Raw genomic sequence first — 15,336 nt, forward strand, 5'->3', positions numbered from 1 at the left:
AATAAATCTACCAGCCAGGAAGGGAGGTAATACCCATGGAACTGCAGGCCGATTTACACACCCACACCATTGCCAGCAGCCATGCCTTCAGTACGGTTAAAGAGATGGCCTCAGCGGCCGCTGCTGCCGGATTGCAGCTGCTGGGGATCACCGATCATGGAGTGAATATGCCCGGCGCTCCCCATGAGTATTATTTCAGCCAGTTGCTAACACTGCCTGATGAAATTGAAGGTATACATATTTAAAGGGTGTGGAGGCCAACATCATTGACAGTAACGGTAATCTGGATATGCCCGTGGAAATCCTTTCCCGGCTGGATCTGGTGCTGGCCGGGTTTCACGCCGGTTGTGGCTTTCCTTCCGGCTGACGCAGTGTTCTGACCGGAATCCTCCCGGGGATGTAAAGAAAAATTAACTGATTTTTAATTGCAGGTTGCTGGATTCTTAATGTTTTAGTGTTAAGATTGACCCGGGAGGTGAGTTGTTTGGTTAAGATCTGGATGGAGCAGGGCCGCATTTATGTGGGTGGTATTATAATTAACCATCATTTTAAAAAGGTGCAAAGGGCACTGGAAGAAATGGCCAGGGAAGAAAGCCGCATGGTGGTGGACCTGGGAGAGCTGGAGTTCATTGACGAAACCGGTGTCAGCCAGTTGTTGGGTATGATTGACCGTTTTAACGACCGGGGGATTCAGGTTGAGCTGATCAATGCCCAGGATAAGGTGCTGGCCAGGTTTCTGCAGGTGGGTGCCCGGCTCTGGCTGGATAAGCAGCTATTCAGTAAGGTGGGGTAATGGTGAGTTTATACCCTGCCTGTAACTTCGAAATGAATCCGGTTACTTTGAACCGGTTATGATAAATATATTAGAGGAGTAGTATCCGACAGGAGGAAGAGCCATCCGGTGATCAGTCCCTCTACATGGGCGGTAGCCAAGCTGCTTTTAGCTGTGGCCGGTCCTTTGCAAAATCTGGTGGATCGAGGGGGAATAACCCACACCTTTTGTAACCAACAGGCCGTATCCATATTGGAGCAGGATGGCCGAACCGGAGAGGCCAGATTATTACGCAAGCATTTTATAATGTTTAACCGGGGTACCCTATGGGCGGATCGGGGGTGGAAATGTTTCGCTCATTATCTGGATCCTTCGTCCGGGAGGGGTATCGGTTCGTGGCCGGACGCGGCTTCAGAGTGCGAGACATATTTTCAACGGGCCATGGAGTGGTGGGTGAAGGGTAGGAAAGAGGTTGCCTTCTTCTTCCTGGGGGCGGCTGCTCATCTGGTCCAGGACCTCTGCGTTCCCCATCATGCCTGTGGGATTCCTTTCAATGGGCACCAACAATATGAAACCTGGGTGAAAGAAAATTGCGGGTTCTTTCGGATCAGTAATGGTGGGCTTTATCAGGTGGCAGGTAGTCCGGGCCAGTGGGTATACGCCAACGCCCGTTTGGCCAAGAATTATTATCCCCGGATTTGCCAGCAGGAATACCACGAAGTAACGGAAGTTCTTTTAGGTCGGGCCCAGCGAACCACCGCCGGATTCATTCAATTTTTTTGCTCCAGGATTATGTAAACAGTTTATGTAAACAACCATAGCCCACTACCTCCTTCTTCACTATAAAAGGACTGCGGAATTTATACCGCCAGTCCTCTTTTTTATTTTTATAAACGGGGAAAGATTACCGGTTGGTGGAGACGGGTAAATCATTTCGCCGTAACAATTTTCCTTTAAACAATCGGATGGGTCCGTTTGGCGAACGAATAATGATTTTTATTGTCCACTCTAATAAAATAATAAATAATAAAATAATAAAATGGACAGCTAAAAATAGAACGGACGACGGCAAGTCCGGCCTGAATGGGATGAATACTGCGATGTATATGCTGGTATTAGAAGGAAAATCTGTGATATTGCTGCGAATGTTTTGTTGTAGTGTTTGTGAATTGGATAATGGTTCCTATAATAAGTATTATGTCAACCGCCCTTGTAAGGTTACTGGCCGGCACTGCGCCTGCAATGGCCCGGGGCGGCCCTGCGGCGGCCGGCAGGCCCACAGGATGCAACCGGCCGGCCCTTTGATACAGGTGCCGTAAAGCGGGCCGCAGGCTCGCGCCGGCCTTTGGGCGTGGCTACGTTGCGTCTTCGCTTGGAACACGTATTTGCCGGGCGGGACAGGCTGACATAATACTTGTGGTGGTTGATAAGGCCGGTGGTACTTACGGGACGCGCGGCGGCCCGGTGGTGGTTTGACAGGGCCGGTGCACGCGCGGGGGTTTTAGACCAGGTCGGTTACCACGACCACGTCGCTGTCCACCAGCTCGGTCAAGGCCGGGTAGAAGACGTTGGCATTGATTATCGCCTGGGCGCCCTGCTGGATCTGTTCCTTCGTGATGTCATCCTTAGGGTCAGGGACGCGAAGAGTCTTACGAGTGCCGTCACTAACCTGAAAAGTCAAGCGCAAGTAGGTCATGAATCATTTCCCCCCTTAATTAAGAATTAAGCCTGGACCAGACGGGCGCGGTTAATCTCGCCCACCTGATTCAGAGTAAACTTCTGGAGACCGGCGATGGCCTGGGCAAAATCCCAGACCTGCTGGTCGGTGGCATCCAGCTTCAGGCCGGAGTAAGTAAGGTGCTTATACTTCGGGTTGCCGTTTTCGTCCACGCCGGTCTGCAGGGTCAGGACTACGGACTTGCCAGTAGGAATGGCATTGACGGCCATTGGGATTCCTCCTTTTGTAAGTTTTACGCGGGTTTAAGGAAGCGCGCCTGCGGGCGCGCATTAAAGGTCCCGCCCTTACTTAAGGGCCAGGTAGATGATGCAAGCACACAGGACCGAAAGGGCCAGGCCCGGGCCAATGAGCTGGCGCAGCATGATTACCGCCTCCTTCGGGGGGCGAAAGGTCACCGTGGACGGTCAAATTGCCGTGAACCACCAGATCACCGTGGATTTCCAGGTCAAATGGAACAGTCAGCCGGCCGCTCACTTCCAGATTGCCGTGAACGGACAGCCGGCCGCGAACCACCAGATCGCCGTGGACTGCAAGGCCACCGTGGATAACCACGGGAGTGGCCGAATCAACAGGGTTATCGTCATCAATGGGGTTACCGTTACCCTCTAGCCTATCGTCATTAACGATGTCTTCAAGGTTACCGTTATCCATAAGCTTATTGTTTACACCAGCATCCAGTTGGTAGTCCCCGGCCGTCTGGCTGGAGACCGTCTGGCTTTGAGACATGAGGGCTGGCGGGGTGGGCTGTTGAGCCATATTGGTTTGCGTCCGTGTAAAGGTCCTCTGCTTGTCAATGTACTGCTCCCAGCCGGCGGGGTCATCTGCCGTCACCCAGTGGACGATTCCTTGACGGCGGTGCCAGTAACGATGGATCCAGTCGGCAACCGTGGAACCCGGGCAGGCAGTCAGTGTGCCGTGGATGTGAGGGGCAACTTCCCGGCCGGTCCGGGGGTCAATGAGACATAAGGAAAGGGACAGCCTGTACCGCCACTCCTTGCGCCGGGCAACGGCCCGCAATGCATTGAACAACCGGTCAATTGCCTTGTCAACGTCGATGTAATCGGGCTCACGGCGAAAGGTCAGGGTGATGGCAACGGTGTTCCACTTGCGCTCCATTCTGAAGCCTCCTCTCACCCGTATATAGTATCGGGGTTTTGAGCAGTACCGGCGAGGAAGGCTTCCATAAGAAAACCCCCTCACCCGTATATAGTACCGGGGTTTTGATCGATACCGGTGAGGAAGGCTTCCTTTCTTCCGGAGCTGTTAGTCCAGGGAGGCCGGTGTCCCTGCTGGCAGCGGGGGGTTTCCTTTCCCCCGTGGCCGGTGCCGTACGGCGGCCGGGGTCCCTGTTTTCTCCCGGCAGGCTTGCCCGGCGGGCGGCAGTGATATGCTTCTCCCCCAGGCTGCCGTGGGCCTGGTGGTTCTCCCGGGGCCGGTGCCGTGGCCCTGGCTTTCGGCAGGTCTAAACGTACCGGTTCGGGGCTGGAACCACTCCGGCAACGGCTTGCATGAACCAGGTGGCTCCGTTGGGACTTGCGCCATGGCTGGTTGAACATAATACGCCTTATCCGCCCCGCAGCCAGGAAGCAAAGATCCGGGGTCAGCGGGGCCGATGAAGTCGGCATTATGTCAACCGCCCTTGTAAGGTTACTGGCCGGCACTGCGCCTGCAATGGCCCGGGGCGGCCCTGCGGCGGCCGGCAGGCCCACAGGATGCAACCGGCCGGCCCTTTGATACAGGTGCCGTAAAGCGGGCCGCAGGCTCGCGCCGGCCTTTGGGCGTGGCTACGTTGCGTCTTCGCCTGGAACGCGTATTTGCCGGGCGGAACAGGTCGACATAATACTTGTGGTGGTTGATAAGGCCGGTGGTACTTACGGGACGCGCGGCGGCCCGGTGGTGGTTGATAAGGCCGGTGCACGCGCGGGGGTTTTAGACCATATCGGTTAAGGTGATCACATCGTCATCCCATGGCTAGTCTAATGGCTGCTGGTGATTGACATCATTTGGTTGCTGGAATATACTATTTTAGGGTTGGGGCATTTGTTGGGCTTAAAAGGTGCAGTTAAAGAATACTGTCAATTAATACTGTCAATTAATAAAGATGATAATAAAGATGATAAAGACAAAAAATGGAGTCAATCGCAGTGGCATTTTGGAGAGTTACAAACCTTTTTAAATTTAATTAATTTAGGGGGCGGTTTTCATTTTCAAGGGATGGTGGATTATCTTGTTGCTCCTTATGGGGACATTATTGGTAGGTTGTTCCCGTAATCCTGTTTCCGGTTTACCGGCGCAAAGTCAAGCGGAGGGGACAACTGCTCCCCGTTTTGAGGTTATTTTCGAGCATAAAGAGACCAGAAATATCGGTGGTTTTACCGTAATCAGGGATAACCGGACCGGTCAGGAATATTTGGTGGTGACCGGTTTGAATGGTTCTCCTGCAGTGGTTCCCCTGGACCAGCGACCGGTTACACCCAACACGGGTGCCATGCGCAGTAACTTTATGGAACAAGAATTACTGGCCGTTCCCCGGTAGCTGTCCTATTTACCTTTCCTGGGGAAAATGCCGCCGTGGATCTGACGGGCGTCTGAAACACTGAAAAAGGTACCCGGATCGACTTCGTCCAACAAGGAAAGTGCCCGTTGCAGGTCCCGGCGTTTCAGCAGGACAAAAAGTATGTTCCTTTCACCGTATCGTCCCTGACAGCATACGCTGGACACCCCGAAGCCGGCCTGGCGGAAAATTTCGATGAACCTGGTTGCCCGGTCCGGGGCCGGAAAAAGCTGCAGGGTCAAATATCCCAGGGCCAGGCGGTTTTCAATGATGCTTCCCACGTAGTTGCCGGTGGCGAAGCCGCCGGCGTAGGCAATCACCTTTCCCGGATCAGTCAACCCTCCCGCCAGCACCTGGTTGAGGGCCAGAATAAAGACGCTTACCTCCACAAACCCCACCATTGCGGCCAGCAGCCTCTTATCCCGCATGAGCATCAATACGCGGACCACGTCCAGGGACATATCCACTACCCGGGCGGTGAAAATAAATAGATATCCGCCCAAAAGAGTTAGCCATTCCAAGTTTGTCTCCCTCCTGGTGGAAAACATAAACAAAACCGGGAACACTCCAGGTGTCCCCGGCTTTTTTTATTCGATACAAACGTCTCATTTCCTCTCGCTTTTTACGATTACTTTATACGGTCTTTCGCAAAAAGTTTTTATTCTCCAGGAGGGTGCTATATTCGCTGGATAGTTTCAGCGCGCAGTTACGGGAAGAAAGGGATTGGGCATTAATCCGGGCCCGGACGGACATCCTTTGCCGCAGATCGTCCTCCGCCAGCAGCTTTTTAATATGGCTTGTGAATTCCGGTATGCTTTCTCCGGTCAGGAAGCCGTCATCCCCATCCACTACCATCTCGCTGGTGCCAAAGGCCTTTACGGCCACCACTGGCAAACCGGAAGCCCTGGCTTCGGCCAGTACCAGACCCTGGGTTTCCGTCTTGGAGGCAAAGACAAACAAATCGGCGCTCCGGTAGCATTTAATCACTTCCATTCGGGCAAGGGGACCGGTAAACAGTACCCGTGATGCTATCCCCAGCCGGGTTGCCAGTTTTTTTAAGTTACTTTCCTCCGGTCCCCCCCCCACCAGCACCAATCTGGTTTGGGGCAGTTCCTTAGTTATACGGGCGAAAGCTTTAAGTAAGAAATCGATATTTTTTTCACGCCCCAAACGCCCCACAAAAAGAAGTATTTTTTCCTCCCGGTTCAAACCAAATTGGCTTTGTAGCCAGTTACTATCAGCCTCTGCAAAATCCTCCAGTTTGATGCCCGTGGGAATATTGCAGATCCTTGTTTTCACACCCATTTCTTTTAAATGTTTACCGATGACCGACGTGGGCGTAATTACCAAATGGCACTGGTTACAAAAATCCCGGCAATAGCGCCTGGTTAATGCCCGGGTGAGGTTGCGGGCAAAGGGTACGTAATGTACATAGTGATCATATAAAGTATGAAAGGTAAAGACCAGTGGTACTCCCAATTTACGGGCAAAACGGGCTCCCACCTGGCCCAGCAAAAAAGGTGAATGTACGTGAATGATGTCCGGCTGCCATTTGCTGATTACTGAATTTAATCGTGGGGAGAAGGGTATGGCCAGGGTGAAATCCCTGTTGGTAGGAGCGGGAATGGATGGAAAACGGAAAACTCTATTTTCATTGCGGCAATGGGGATAACTGGGAGCAAATATGTAGATTTCATGTCCCAGGGCAGTCAGTTCGCAGGTAAATGTTTCTATGGAATGCACTACCCCACTGGTGTAGGGACGGTAGCTATCGGTAAAGACGGCAATTTTCAATCAATCCACCCCTTTAATCCACCCCTTTAACGACCAACGACTATTTTCGAAGGAAGTGGTTTGTGCAGGCTTGCTGTTACTTATTATAACATATTCTGATTGGTGGTGGCACGGTTTATTCCCCTGGAATATCCCACCGGAAAACGGCCCGGGTTATGTGCCAGCCCGCTTCTGATTTATGTAAACTAAAATCAGCCTCTCCCCGTATCTTCTCCCCGCTGGTAACGTCTTCACTGAGCAAGGAGGCCTGTACTATGGCTTCCCGATTACTTTGCCAGTATATCCCGGTATGGGTGACTGTGGTCCGGCTATACCAGTCTGTGGGTTGGGCGATAAATTGCCATGCCTGTTCGCTCAAATGGGATAAAAGGGGTTCGGCATAATAGCGTGATAATACCGCTCTCACTTCTCCAACGTTTCCGGCTTGCCACCAGGAATCGTCTTCCACCGCTCCCCGAATTACAGCTATTATTTCCCTCTCTTCTGCCGGTATGGCAGTCCGGTGCAGAGTGCTCCCCTCCCCTGCCGTTAACATCCATGGCATTAGCAGCAGGTACAAAACCAGCGCTACATTTTTCATGAACATTATTTCTCCCTCCCCGGTATGAGCTTCTGAAATAGTATTCGACCGGGGAGGGCCGGGTACCTTGTTAAATTATGGTTACTATTGCTGAATAAGGAAAAATTTTCGACTTTAACTTTAAAGGACAAAACAGATAACGGATCACGAAAAAAATAAATGCCCTTCCGTATGGCCTGGCCCGGCTACGGAGGGCGCTGGTGATAAGTTTTCTGCTATTCCATATATTCAGCCGATCCGGAAATCGGGTTTTTATGCCTGGGATTGGCCACCACCCGCTTGATGGCGTTGGTAATGGCGGCCACCACCTGAGCCTTGCCCCCGATCTGATCGAAGCTAACTTTGGTAAAGATGGTTCCTTCGTCGGTGGCCACATAATGGGGTGGCAACTGGTTTAGGGATAGGGCCAGGATGTCTTCCTGGCAGCGGGCACAGGTGCAAACTCCCGGGTTATTCCTGGTATACTCCTTTAATACGTCGGGTAATATCCTGCGCACCGCTTCTTCCGTATAGTTGTAAACCATGGCTAAAACCTCCTTTCCCCTGCCCTATGTACGCAGGGTAGCCACCAGACGTTTGGGATGCAGCAACATATCCAGGCCATCACAGATGTCTCTCACCACCACATCGGCTGCCAGCAGGGCCTGCACGGATGTTCCCTCCGGCCCCAGCACCACTATGCCCAGGGCTGCTTTTTTCAGCATCCGGGTGTCATTGGTGCCGTTACCCACGGTTGCGGTACGGTTCTCTCCCAGGCGGGTGATGAATGCTTCCTTTTGAGTGCTTCCTTCGCCGGGGGACAGGATGTGTACGCTGCCCCTGATGTTCCGGCAGGCCTGTTGCCCTGTACCGAAGGTATCGGCAGTAAGAATGTGAATGGTTAATTGTTCGGACAGGGTATTCAACCTTTCTTCCACACCCGGCAGCAAAGTTCCATCGACGGCCATGGTTCCGTTAAAATCCAGAACCAGATGTTCTATTTCCAGCTTTCCCCGCCCTGGAATCTCCACGGTAAGCAAATCCATCCCCCCAGTATTTTATTGCATGTTAATTAATCCCCCAGGCAGATGCCCAGCTGTCGTGCCGAAAGAAGCAAATCACTGTTCAGGGGTACCTGGCGGATTTTGCCAGCAGCCTCCTCCAGGGGTACTGAAGAAATGGTGGCTCCCTGCAGGCAGACCATTTCCCCAAAGCGCTTCTCCATGAGCAGCCGCACCGCCCCTGTTCCATAACGGGTAGCCAGAATACGGTCGTAGGCCGATGGGGAACCTCCCCGTTGCAGATGGCCCAAAACCGTTACCCTGGTTTCCTTACCGGTGGCTTCCTCCACCTGTTGGGATACCACGTTGCCGATTCCTCCTAAGCGGATGGGATCGAAGCTATCCTCCACCCTTTTGTGGACCACCATTTCTCCCCCTACCGGTCTGGCTCCTTCAGCCACCACGACGATACTGAACTTTTTACCCTGCATTTCCCTCTGGTTGATCTGGTCGATAACCTTTTTTATATCGTAGGGTATTTCCGGTATAAGAATTACATCGGCACCGCCGGCCACTCCGGCCGCCAGGGCGATCCAGCCGGCATAACGCCCCATAACTTCCAGCACCATTACCCGGTGGTGGGATTCAGCAGTAGTATGGAGCTTGTCCAGGGCTTCGGTGGCGGTGGTCAGGGCGGTATCAAAACCAAAGGTCTGGTCCGTGGCCAGGAGATCATTGTCAATGGTTTTGGGCACTCCCACCACCGGCAGTCCTTTGGCGTACAGTTCCTTGGCAATGGCCAGGCTGCCATCGCCGCCAATGATCACCAGGGCGTCCACGCCGTGGATGCTGACATTTTCGAATATACGATCGGACACATCCACAAATTCCTTTTTACCACCCTTTATAACCGGATAATGGAAGGGGTTGTCCCGGTTGGTGGTACCCAGGATGGTTCCCCCCCGGGGCAGAATACCCACCACATCCTTTTCGCTAAGTTCCCGGGCCTGGTTTTTAATCAGACCGCCAAAGCCGTTTAAAAAACCCACCACGGAAAGGCCGTATTCCCTGATGGCCGTTTTTACCACCGCCCGAATTACCGCGTTCAATCCCGGCGCATCACCCCCGCCGGTTAATACACCAATGCGTTTTATTTTTCCCGGGGTCACTTGCCCCTTCACCTCCATAATATCCATGGTTGTTTTTTAGTATTTACTGCAAACCGTCAGCTTACCAGAGCGGTCTTTCCTTCAGGAATTGATCAATAACCCGGTTCAGCTCGGCGGGTTTTTCCAGCATAACCATATGTCCCGCTTCCGGAATGACCTCCAGGTGCGCCCTGGGTAGTTTTTCCGCCAGGTACCGCCCGTATTTTACCGGGGTTAGACGATCCTCATCGCCGGTAACCGCCAGGGCCGGCACCTCAATAGCCGGCAATTCGGCCATCAGGTCAAAATTGTCACAGGCGGTGTAGTCCCTCAAAAAGACCAGGGACGAAACATTTTTTATTTCCTCCCGGGCCGCTTCCAGCAGTGATGGCGGGGCACTGCGGCCATAGGCCAGGGACGCCAGATTCCCGGGGATTTCCCCCCTGGCAAAGGCGTCCAGCAGGTCGGGCAAAACCCGCAGGCGGGCACCGGTACCGATAAGGAGCATGCCGGCCAGTTTTTCGGGATAACAACGGGCAAAGTCCAGGGTAATGGCTCCGCCCATGGAATGTCCGGCCAGGAAGAAAGGGTGCCCGATTAATTTTTCCGCAAAGGAAAAAATGAATTCCCGGTAGGTGCTTACCCGGTCGGCGCTCTCACCCCCCGACTGGCCGTGACCGGGCAGATCTACGGCCATGACCAGGTAATCGTCTTTGAAAAAGTTAAGCTGGGGCAACCAGTGGCGGTGACTCCCCCCTGCTCCATGGACAAACACGATGGTTTGACGGGGTTCTTTATCTACGGGCATTCCGGCAGCGTAATGATAGTTGGTGCCGTCAATAGTGACGAAAGGCATGGACAACCCCTCCAGAGAAAAAATTACCGGTGTCAGAACCGGTAAAAGTTAAGAAAGGCCACTGCTGTCATACCGGGCAAGGAAAGGGCTTCCTTTAATACATGGCATAATACATGGCACCCCTTAATGGTGACCGTGGGCATCGCATCCGTGAGATGCCGGTTTTTCAGGCACGTCCTCATACTTCTGCCACATAGTTCCCAGGAAGTTGGCGATTACCAGCATGGCCACGCTGGTTACCACCCCAAAAACCAACCCCTGCCACCAGTGTTCGAAAAACATGGTTCTTCCCTCCCTTATATTTAAGGTGCTTTTAAATATTCCGGCGTTTATTTAGCCTTTGATTTTAAATCGTCCAGGATGCTCTTCAATTGTTTCAGGGATTGGCCATAACCGGCCCAGTCACCTGTTTTTAGCCGTTCCATGGCTTCATCATACAGCCGGCTGGCTTCACTGGCCAGTTGAGCAACGGATTGATTATTATCAGTGGTATTCTGCTGTTGTTCCCCTTCGGATGTCCGGGGTATCTCCCCGTTCGCTCCAAAAATTTTTGGTAAAGCTTCGGCCAGGGAGGGTTCCATTACCACCCGGTCCCCGTGAACCACAATTACCCGGCGCAATTCGGGCATTTTGCTCTGTTCCGCTTGCAGGTACAGTGGTTTCACATACAACAGGGCGTCTTTCACCGGAATTACCAGCAAATTACCCCTGAAGACCCGGGACCCCCGCTGGTCCCACAGGGAGATTTGCTGGGAGATGGTGGTATCCTGGTTAATACGGGCCTCAATTTGCATGGGGCCGTAAACCAGTTCCTGCTTGGGAAATTCGTATACCAACAATCGTCCGTAATTCTCCCCGTCGGACCGTCCGGCCAGCCAGGCCACCATGTTCTTTTTGTTCTGGGGAACAAAGGGCATAATTTGAATATATTCCGGTTCCCTTTCCCCCGGTAGCCTGGTAATGGTATAATATGCTTCCATTGGCTTTTCCTTGTCTTCAATTATCTCGGTGGGTATATCCCATTTATCTTCTTTGTTATAAAAGACGCGGTAGTCTTCCATATGATATACGGCGTACTTCCGGGCTTGAATCATAAAGTAATCTTCCGGGTAACGGATGTGCTTTTTTAATTCCGCGGGCATGGCGGAAAGGGGCTGGAAAACTCCCGGGAAGATCTTGCTATAGGTCTGGATAATGGGATCTTCCTGGTCGGCCAGGTAAAAATTAACGCTCCCGTCATAGGCGTCGATAACCACTTTCACGGCGTTGCGAATATAATTCAGCTTGTGGTTGTATGGTTCTGCGTAAGGGAACATGTCCGTGGTGGTGTAGGCGTCCCATATCCAGTAAAGTTTGCCACTGGCCACCACGATGTACGGGTCGCTGTCGTAGGTCAGGAAGGGCATCAGTTTGGGAACACGATCCCGGATGTTGCGGTAATACAATACCTGGCTGTTGCTGGTAATGCCCCCGGCGAGCAGTAACCGGTAGTCTTTAAAAGACAGGGCAAAAAGTATGCGCCGGCTCGGTGAGCCGATATGCACCCCCTTTTCCCCTTCATAGGTGTTCCATGCATTTTCGTCCCCCTTGGGGTAGTCGAATTCCGGGCTTTTGGTGTTAACCACCACGTAGTTGTTGGTGGTTTCGCCGAAATAAATTTGTGGTCGGTTGATTTTCAGGTCCGTGTGGGTGGTGGGAGGAATATCCTTTACCAGGAACTGGGGTAAACCCTCCCGGGTCACTTCATTTACCGTACTCATGGCGATCCCGTAACCATGGGTGTATTCCATATGCTGGTTCACCCATAACTTGGCCTGGGGTGGTAGCTGATCCTGGTTTAATTCCCGGGCGGCCACCATAACCTGGCGGTAACGACCGTCAATGGTATAACGGTCTATATCAATATTTTTTAATTCGTAGTAGGGACGCATTTCCTGCAGCTGGCTGTATGTTTGTTGTAGCGGCCGGTAGTCCCATAACCGGATGTTTTCTATGGTATCCCGGTTATCCTGGACATCCTGTGCCGTAAGCCGGCGGCCGGCCGGGAACGTCTTTTTTTCGACCTTGTTTAAGTTGTAAGCCAGCCGGGTGAACTTGATGCTCTGTTCAATGTACGGCTTTTCCTTTTCCCTTTCCGTAGGTACAACGATAAATTTTTGTACCGCCACCGGGTAAATGCCGCTGAGGATTAAAGAAGCGGTCAACCAGGCACCCAGGGTGAAAAGAACCAGTCGAAACCGGGAAAGGAACACATTTAGAATCATCACTGTCGCAGCCAGAAGGGCGATTACAAACAGGATCTTATAGGCCAGCAGATTGGCGTGGATGTCTGTGTACCCGGGACCGTAAACAATCCCCCGTTCCGAGTACAGCAAATGGTATTGATCCAGGCGGTATCCCCAGGCGCGCAACAAAAAGAAGGCGGCTAGAAGCCCCGACAGGTGATACCTGGTGGTCCGGTTCTGTAAAATGGTGCTGAAATTCCTTTGGGCGCCCCCGGCCAGGATATAGATGCCGGCCACCGCCAGAATGCTCAACAATAGGGTGCCTGTCAGCAACCGGTACACAAACTGGTACAGGGGTAATTGAAACACATAAAAGCTCACGTCCCGGTTGAAAACGGGGTCCTGTATGTTAAAGGGAGTGCTGTGGAAAAATTGCTGAAAAATGATCCACCTGTCCGACAGGGCCATTCCGGCCAGGACGGCCGGGATTAAACTGACCAGGGCGGCCAGCAGGGTGATCGCCCCTGAGCGGGCATATTTACTCCAGGAGGGCTGGCTGATGGTAATGACATCCCCTTCATTGACCGGTCTGCTGGCGGCAGCCTGGATGATGGTATTTCTGGTTAAAAGCAGGTTGATAAAAAGAACGAGGAAAATTATGGCCGCAGTGGCCAGACACATGCCCCACCCGGAAATAAAAATGGTTAAAAACACCCGTTGAAAACCCAGGGATTGAAACCAGAGCCAATCCGTATAAAAATGCGCTCCCCAGCCAAGGAAAACAAGAAAAAGGAGGAGTAAAACGACGATTAATTTAAAAGTGCGCTTCAAATTCACTGGTGCGGACAAGTTATTCTCCCCCTTCAATCAGCTGGTTGATTTTATAATGGTTTGGGATTTTTCTGGGATTCATCGGCTTCATGGCGTAGTTTGGCTTCACAAAACTGACAGATCAATAAGGGGGACTTTTTGCGAGCCAGCTCTTTTTCTTCCTCTTCATAATAATCATCCTCGGGATCCGGATGAAATTGTTCCACTTCCACCATCCGGCCACACATTATGCATCTTCCGGCCACGAACTCCCCTCCCCACTTTATGTGAATTCCCGTATAATGAAACTTATTCGCCATGGGATGGCAATTTCCTTCCCCCATGTGTCAATGGGATGAAATAACCAGCAACCCCAGGGGTCGGAGGTGGTATTTTACTGTTTAAAATGTTCCTTTAATTCTGCGGCCATTTCCTCCGGCACATGGAGTGTCCACGGTTCATCGTGCAACACCTGTAAATGGCTGTAATCACTGCCCACCAGGGGGAAAATGGTATAGCGTCCCACAATGCGGACGGTGGCCCAGAAACCATTGTCTTCGGAGCGGGCGGTGTATAAGGTGGCATTAAAGCTGGCGATGTTTAACTGATCATAATAGCGGATCACCTTTTGTAATCCTGCGGCCATATCCCGCAGGTCCTGATCTTCAATATCGGCAACGGTGGCCCTGTTGGGCAGTATGGCTGTAATGTCACATAATGCCCTGGGAGCAAAAGTGGCCAGCCAGTGGGTATTGCCCACCCTGCCCAGGTAACGTTCTCCCTTATCCAGTTCGTACTCCAGTAAGTCGGCCCAGAAGTTCCGGCCGTACTGGTTCAGATAGGCCGCGCTGTGGCTGATTAGCTCGGCATCATACCGGCAGGGTTCCGGACCGCTTAAAATCTGAAGGTGGGGGTGGATAATGGAGCCACCGGAATAGGGCATGTAATTCCAGCTGATGGATCCGTACCGGGCCCGCCGGGGGTCGTATGCCTCCGCCACTTTCAGGAACTCCAGAGCCGCCCGGAAGCTGTCCATGATCATTTCCTGGCTTATGCTATCCATTGCTATATAGTGATCCGGGCACATTACGGCCACAGCGGCATAAATTTCATACGGCGTCAGGTTTGGTACCACCACCGATTGTCCTGCTTTAAGCCTGCCACTGGGGATCATATCATCGGGAAAGCGTGGTGTGGCCTTTTCCAGATGGCCGGGACAGAAAGGGCAAAACCTCTTTTGGGATTCTTCCACAAAAGGGGTCCAGTCATGGCGGGGCAGCTTGTGGTTGCGCATGGGCATGATCCGTACCCTTTGCCCGGTTAGGGGATCAAACCTCATTTCATTGATAATGGTGGTGAGGGCAAACCCTTTTAAGGGGTTATGAAATTTTGTTTCATTAACGATTTTTTGTAATCTAATCATTTTTTCCCCGGCCTTTCAATGTATATATGGTCCGTGGTCAGTGCTGTTTTTTTTGTCGTTTTTGGAGGGTCCACCCTGGCCTTTTTTTACGCCGCCTGTTACCTGCTGTTACCTGCCGATGGGCGGGGCGCCGTCCAGGGGCGGTGTTTGTGTACTGAAACAGCTGGCCGGGTATTCACTCCTTTCCCGTTATTTTTTCCGCCCGGCGGATTCTATCTTTAGCATAGCAAAAAATAACTGATAAAAAAAGACATGACTTTTTAATTCTTGTCCTGTCAAACGTCTGGCCTGATAGGACCCTGTAAGTCCGGTTAAACTAATTTTAAAAGGCAGGTGAAATCTTTGGTCGGAAAAATCTACCGTCAATTTGTCACCAAACCTCCGGCAAACAAGGAAGCGGCAGTGGAATTTAACGCGGATCTGGAAAGGGTTGCTGGTGCGGGACCGGGGCGGGTG

19 protein-coding genes are annotated in these 15,336 nt (G+C 52.1%); 5 read left to right on the top strand and 14 right to left on the bottom strand.

Annotated elements, in window-relative coordinates; translation table 11 throughout:
- The first annotated feature begins 35 nt into the window (after nucleotides 1-35).
- The 3 genes from GFC01_RS19375 (at nucleotide 36) to GFC01_RS20175 (ending at nucleotide 1,570) form a co-directional block, all read left to right on the top strand.
- A complete protein-coding gene (locus tag GFC01_RS19375; RefSeq protein WP_243137397.1) occupies nucleotides 36-245 on the top strand; it encodes a PHP domain-containing protein in 210 nt (69 codons plus the stop codon).
- Between the two features lie 239 nt (nucleotides 246-484).
- The gene (locus tag GFC01_RS09195; protein WP_152946484.1) at nucleotides 485-793 is read left to right on the top strand and encodes an STAS domain-containing protein; all 309 of its coding nucleotides are present in this window, start codon (nucleotides 485-487) and stop codon (nucleotides 791-793) included.
- 177 nt (nucleotides 794-970) lie between these two features.
- Nucleotides 971-1,570, top strand: a complete 600-nt coding sequence (locus GFC01_RS20175) for a zinc dependent phospholipase C family protein (protein WP_423244380.1) — start codon at nucleotides 971-973, stop codon at nucleotides 1,568-1,570.
- A gap of 703 nt (nucleotides 1,571-2,273) precedes the next feature.
- Here the strand turns inward: GFC01_RS20175 and GFC01_RS09205 are convergent.
- The 3 genes from GFC01_RS09205 to GFC01_RS09215 all read right to left on the bottom strand — a co-directional run bounded on the left by GFC01_RS09205 (nucleotide 2,274) and on the right by GFC01_RS09215 (nucleotide 3,626).
- Nucleotides 2,274-2,468, bottom strand: a complete 195-nt coding sequence (locus GFC01_RS09205) for a DUF2922 domain-containing protein (RefSeq protein WP_152946487.1) — start codon at nucleotides 2,466-2,468, stop codon at nucleotides 2,274-2,276.
- A gap of 26 nt (nucleotides 2,469-2,494) precedes the next feature.
- Nucleotides 2,495-2,719, bottom strand: a complete 225-nt coding sequence (locus GFC01_RS09210; protein WP_152946489.1) for a DUF1659 domain-containing protein — start codon at nucleotides 2,717-2,719, stop codon at nucleotides 2,495-2,497.
- Between the two features lie 79 nt (nucleotides 2,720-2,798).
- Nucleotides 2,799-3,626, bottom strand: coding sequence for a bactofilin family protein (locus tag GFC01_RS09215; protein WP_152946491.1), 828 nt, complete (start codon nucleotides 3,624-3,626; stop codon nucleotides 2,799-2,801).
- Nucleotides 3,627-4,499: 873 nt separating this feature from the next.
- Here GFC01_RS09215 and GFC01_RS09220 point away from each other — a divergent pair.
- Both GFC01_RS09220 and GFC01_RS09225 read left to right on the top strand, forming a co-directional pair.
- Nucleotides 4,500-4,781 (top strand): hypothetical protein, encoded by a 282-nt coding sequence (locus tag GFC01_RS09220; protein ID WP_152946493.1) that lies wholly within the window; start codon nucleotides 4,500-4,502, stop codon nucleotides 4,779-4,781.
- Complete coding sequence (locus tag GFC01_RS09225; RefSeq protein WP_152946495.1) at nucleotides 4,762-5,046, top strand: hypothetical protein; 285 nt, start codon at nucleotides 4,762-4,764, stop codon at nucleotides 5,044-5,046. Before GFC01_RS09220 ends, GFC01_RS09225 begins: the two co-directional genes overlap by 20 nt.
- Before the next feature lie 5 nt (nucleotides 5,047-5,051).
- Here the strand turns inward: GFC01_RS09225 and GFC01_RS09230 are convergent, their stop codons facing one another.
- The 11 genes from GFC01_RS09230 to GFC01_RS09275 form a co-directional block, all read right to left on the bottom strand.
- A complete protein-coding gene (locus tag GFC01_RS09230) occupies nucleotides 5,052-5,585 on the bottom strand; it encodes a DUF2179 domain-containing protein (protein ID WP_152946497.1) in 534 nt (177 codons plus the stop codon).
- A gap of 112 nt (nucleotides 5,586-5,697) precedes the next feature.
- Nucleotides 5,698-6,858 (bottom strand): glycosyltransferase family 4 protein, encoded by a 1,161-nt coding sequence (locus GFC01_RS09235; RefSeq protein ID WP_152946499.1) that lies wholly within the window; start codon nucleotides 6,856-6,858, stop codon nucleotides 5,698-5,700.
- Between the two features lie 115 nt (nucleotides 6,859-6,973).
- Nucleotides 6,974-7,444, bottom strand: coding sequence for a hypothetical protein (locus GFC01_RS09240; protein ID WP_152946501.1), 471 nt, complete (start codon nucleotides 7,442-7,444; stop codon nucleotides 6,974-6,976).
- 209 nt (nucleotides 7,445-7,653) lie between these two features.
- On the bottom strand, nucleotides 7,654-7,962 hold the full coding sequence (locus GFC01_RS09245) for a late competence development ComFB family protein (protein WP_152946503.1): 309 nt from the start codon (nucleotides 7,960-7,962) through the stop codon (nucleotides 7,654-7,656).
- Nucleotides 7,963-7,986: 24 nt separating this feature from the next.
- On the bottom strand, nucleotides 7,987-8,463 hold the full coding sequence (locus GFC01_RS09250; protein ID WP_341473868.1) for an HAD family hydrolase: 477 nt from the start codon (nucleotides 8,461-8,463) through the stop codon (nucleotides 7,987-7,989).
- Between the two features lie 26 nt (nucleotides 8,464-8,489).
- Nucleotides 8,490-9,605, bottom strand: a complete 1,116-nt coding sequence (locus GFC01_RS09255) for a 6-phosphofructokinase (RefSeq protein ID WP_152946528.1) — start codon at nucleotides 9,603-9,605, stop codon at nucleotides 8,490-8,492.
- A 43-nt stretch (nucleotides 9,606-9,648) separates the two neighbouring features.
- Nucleotides 9,649-10,422 (bottom strand): alpha/beta fold hydrolase, encoded by a 774-nt coding sequence (locus GFC01_RS09260; RefSeq protein WP_152946505.1) that lies wholly within the window; start codon nucleotides 10,420-10,422, stop codon nucleotides 9,649-9,651.
- Between the two features lie 123 nt (nucleotides 10,423-10,545).
- Nucleotides 10,546-10,704 carry a hypothetical protein gene (locus GFC01_RS18770; RefSeq protein ID WP_194174883.1) on the bottom strand — a complete coding sequence of 53 codons (159 nt, stop codon included), beginning with the start codon at nucleotides 10,702-10,704 and terminating at the stop codon, nucleotides 10,546-10,548.
- Between the two features lie 47 nt (nucleotides 10,705-10,751).
- On the bottom strand, nucleotides 10,752-13,484 hold the full coding sequence (locus GFC01_RS09265; RefSeq protein ID WP_423244381.1) for a UPF0182 family membrane protein: 2,733 nt from the start codon (nucleotides 13,482-13,484) through the stop codon (nucleotides 10,752-10,754).
- 44 nt (nucleotides 13,485-13,528) lie between these two features.
- On the bottom strand, nucleotides 13,529-13,723 hold the full coding sequence (locus GFC01_RS09270) for a hypothetical protein (protein ID WP_152946507.1): 195 nt from the start codon (nucleotides 13,721-13,723) through the stop codon (nucleotides 13,529-13,531).
- A 128-nt stretch (nucleotides 13,724-13,851) separates the two neighbouring features.
- Nucleotides 13,852-14,880, bottom strand: coding sequence for a hypothetical protein (locus GFC01_RS09275; RefSeq protein WP_152946510.1), 1,029 nt, complete (start codon nucleotides 14,878-14,880; stop codon nucleotides 13,852-13,854).
- Nucleotides 14,881-15,336: the final 456 nt, after the last annotated feature.

The sequence above is a fragment of the Desulfofundulus thermobenzoicus genome (assembly GCF_009428905.1).
Lineage (GTDB): Bacteria > Bacillota > Desulfotomaculia > Desulfotomaculales > Desulfovirgulaceae > Desulfofundulus_A > Desulfofundulus_A thermobenzoicus.

Coding starts and splice junctions, on each gene's coding strand:
- GFC01_RS09275 (WP_152946510.1), bottom strand. CDS start 14,880: ATGATTAGATTACAAAAAATCGTTAATGAAACAAAATTTCATAACCCC.
- GFC01_RS09260 (WP_152946505.1), bottom strand. CDS start 10,422: ATGCCTTTCGTCACTATTGACGGCACCAACTATCATTACGCTGCCGGA.
- GFC01_RS09245 (WP_152946503.1), bottom strand. CDS start 7,962: ATGGTTTACAACTATACGGAAGAAGCGGTGCGCAGGATATTACCCGAC.
- GFC01_RS19375 (WP_243137397.1), top strand. CDS start 36: ATGGAACTGCAGGCCGATTTACACACCCACACCATTGCCAGCAGCCAT.
- GFC01_RS18770 (WP_194174883.1), bottom strand. CDS start 10,704: ATGTTTTTCGAACACTGGTGGCAGGGGTTGGTTTTTGGGGTGGTAACC.
- GFC01_RS09250 (WP_341473868.1), bottom strand. CDS start 8,463: ATGGATTTGCTTACCGTGGAGATTCCAGGGCGGGGAAAGCTGGAAATA.
- GFC01_RS09205 (WP_152946487.1), bottom strand. CDS start 2,468: ATGACCTACTTGCGCTTGACTTTTCAGGTTAGTGACGGCACTCGTAAG.
- GFC01_RS09240 (WP_152946501.1), bottom strand. CDS start 7,444: ATGTTCATGAAAAATGTAGCGCTGGTTTTGTACCTGCTGCTAATGCCA.
- GFC01_RS09210 (WP_152946489.1), bottom strand. CDS start 2,719: ATGGCCGTCAATGCCATTCCTACTGGCAAGTCCGTAGTCCTGACCCTG.
- GFC01_RS09215 (WP_152946491.1), bottom strand. CDS start 3,626: ATGGAGCGCAAGTGGAACACCGTTGCCATCACCCTGACCTTTCGCCGT.
- GFC01_RS09255 (WP_152946528.1), bottom strand. CDS start 9,605: ATGGAGGTGAAGGGGCAAGTGACCCCGGGAAAAATAAAACGCATTGGT.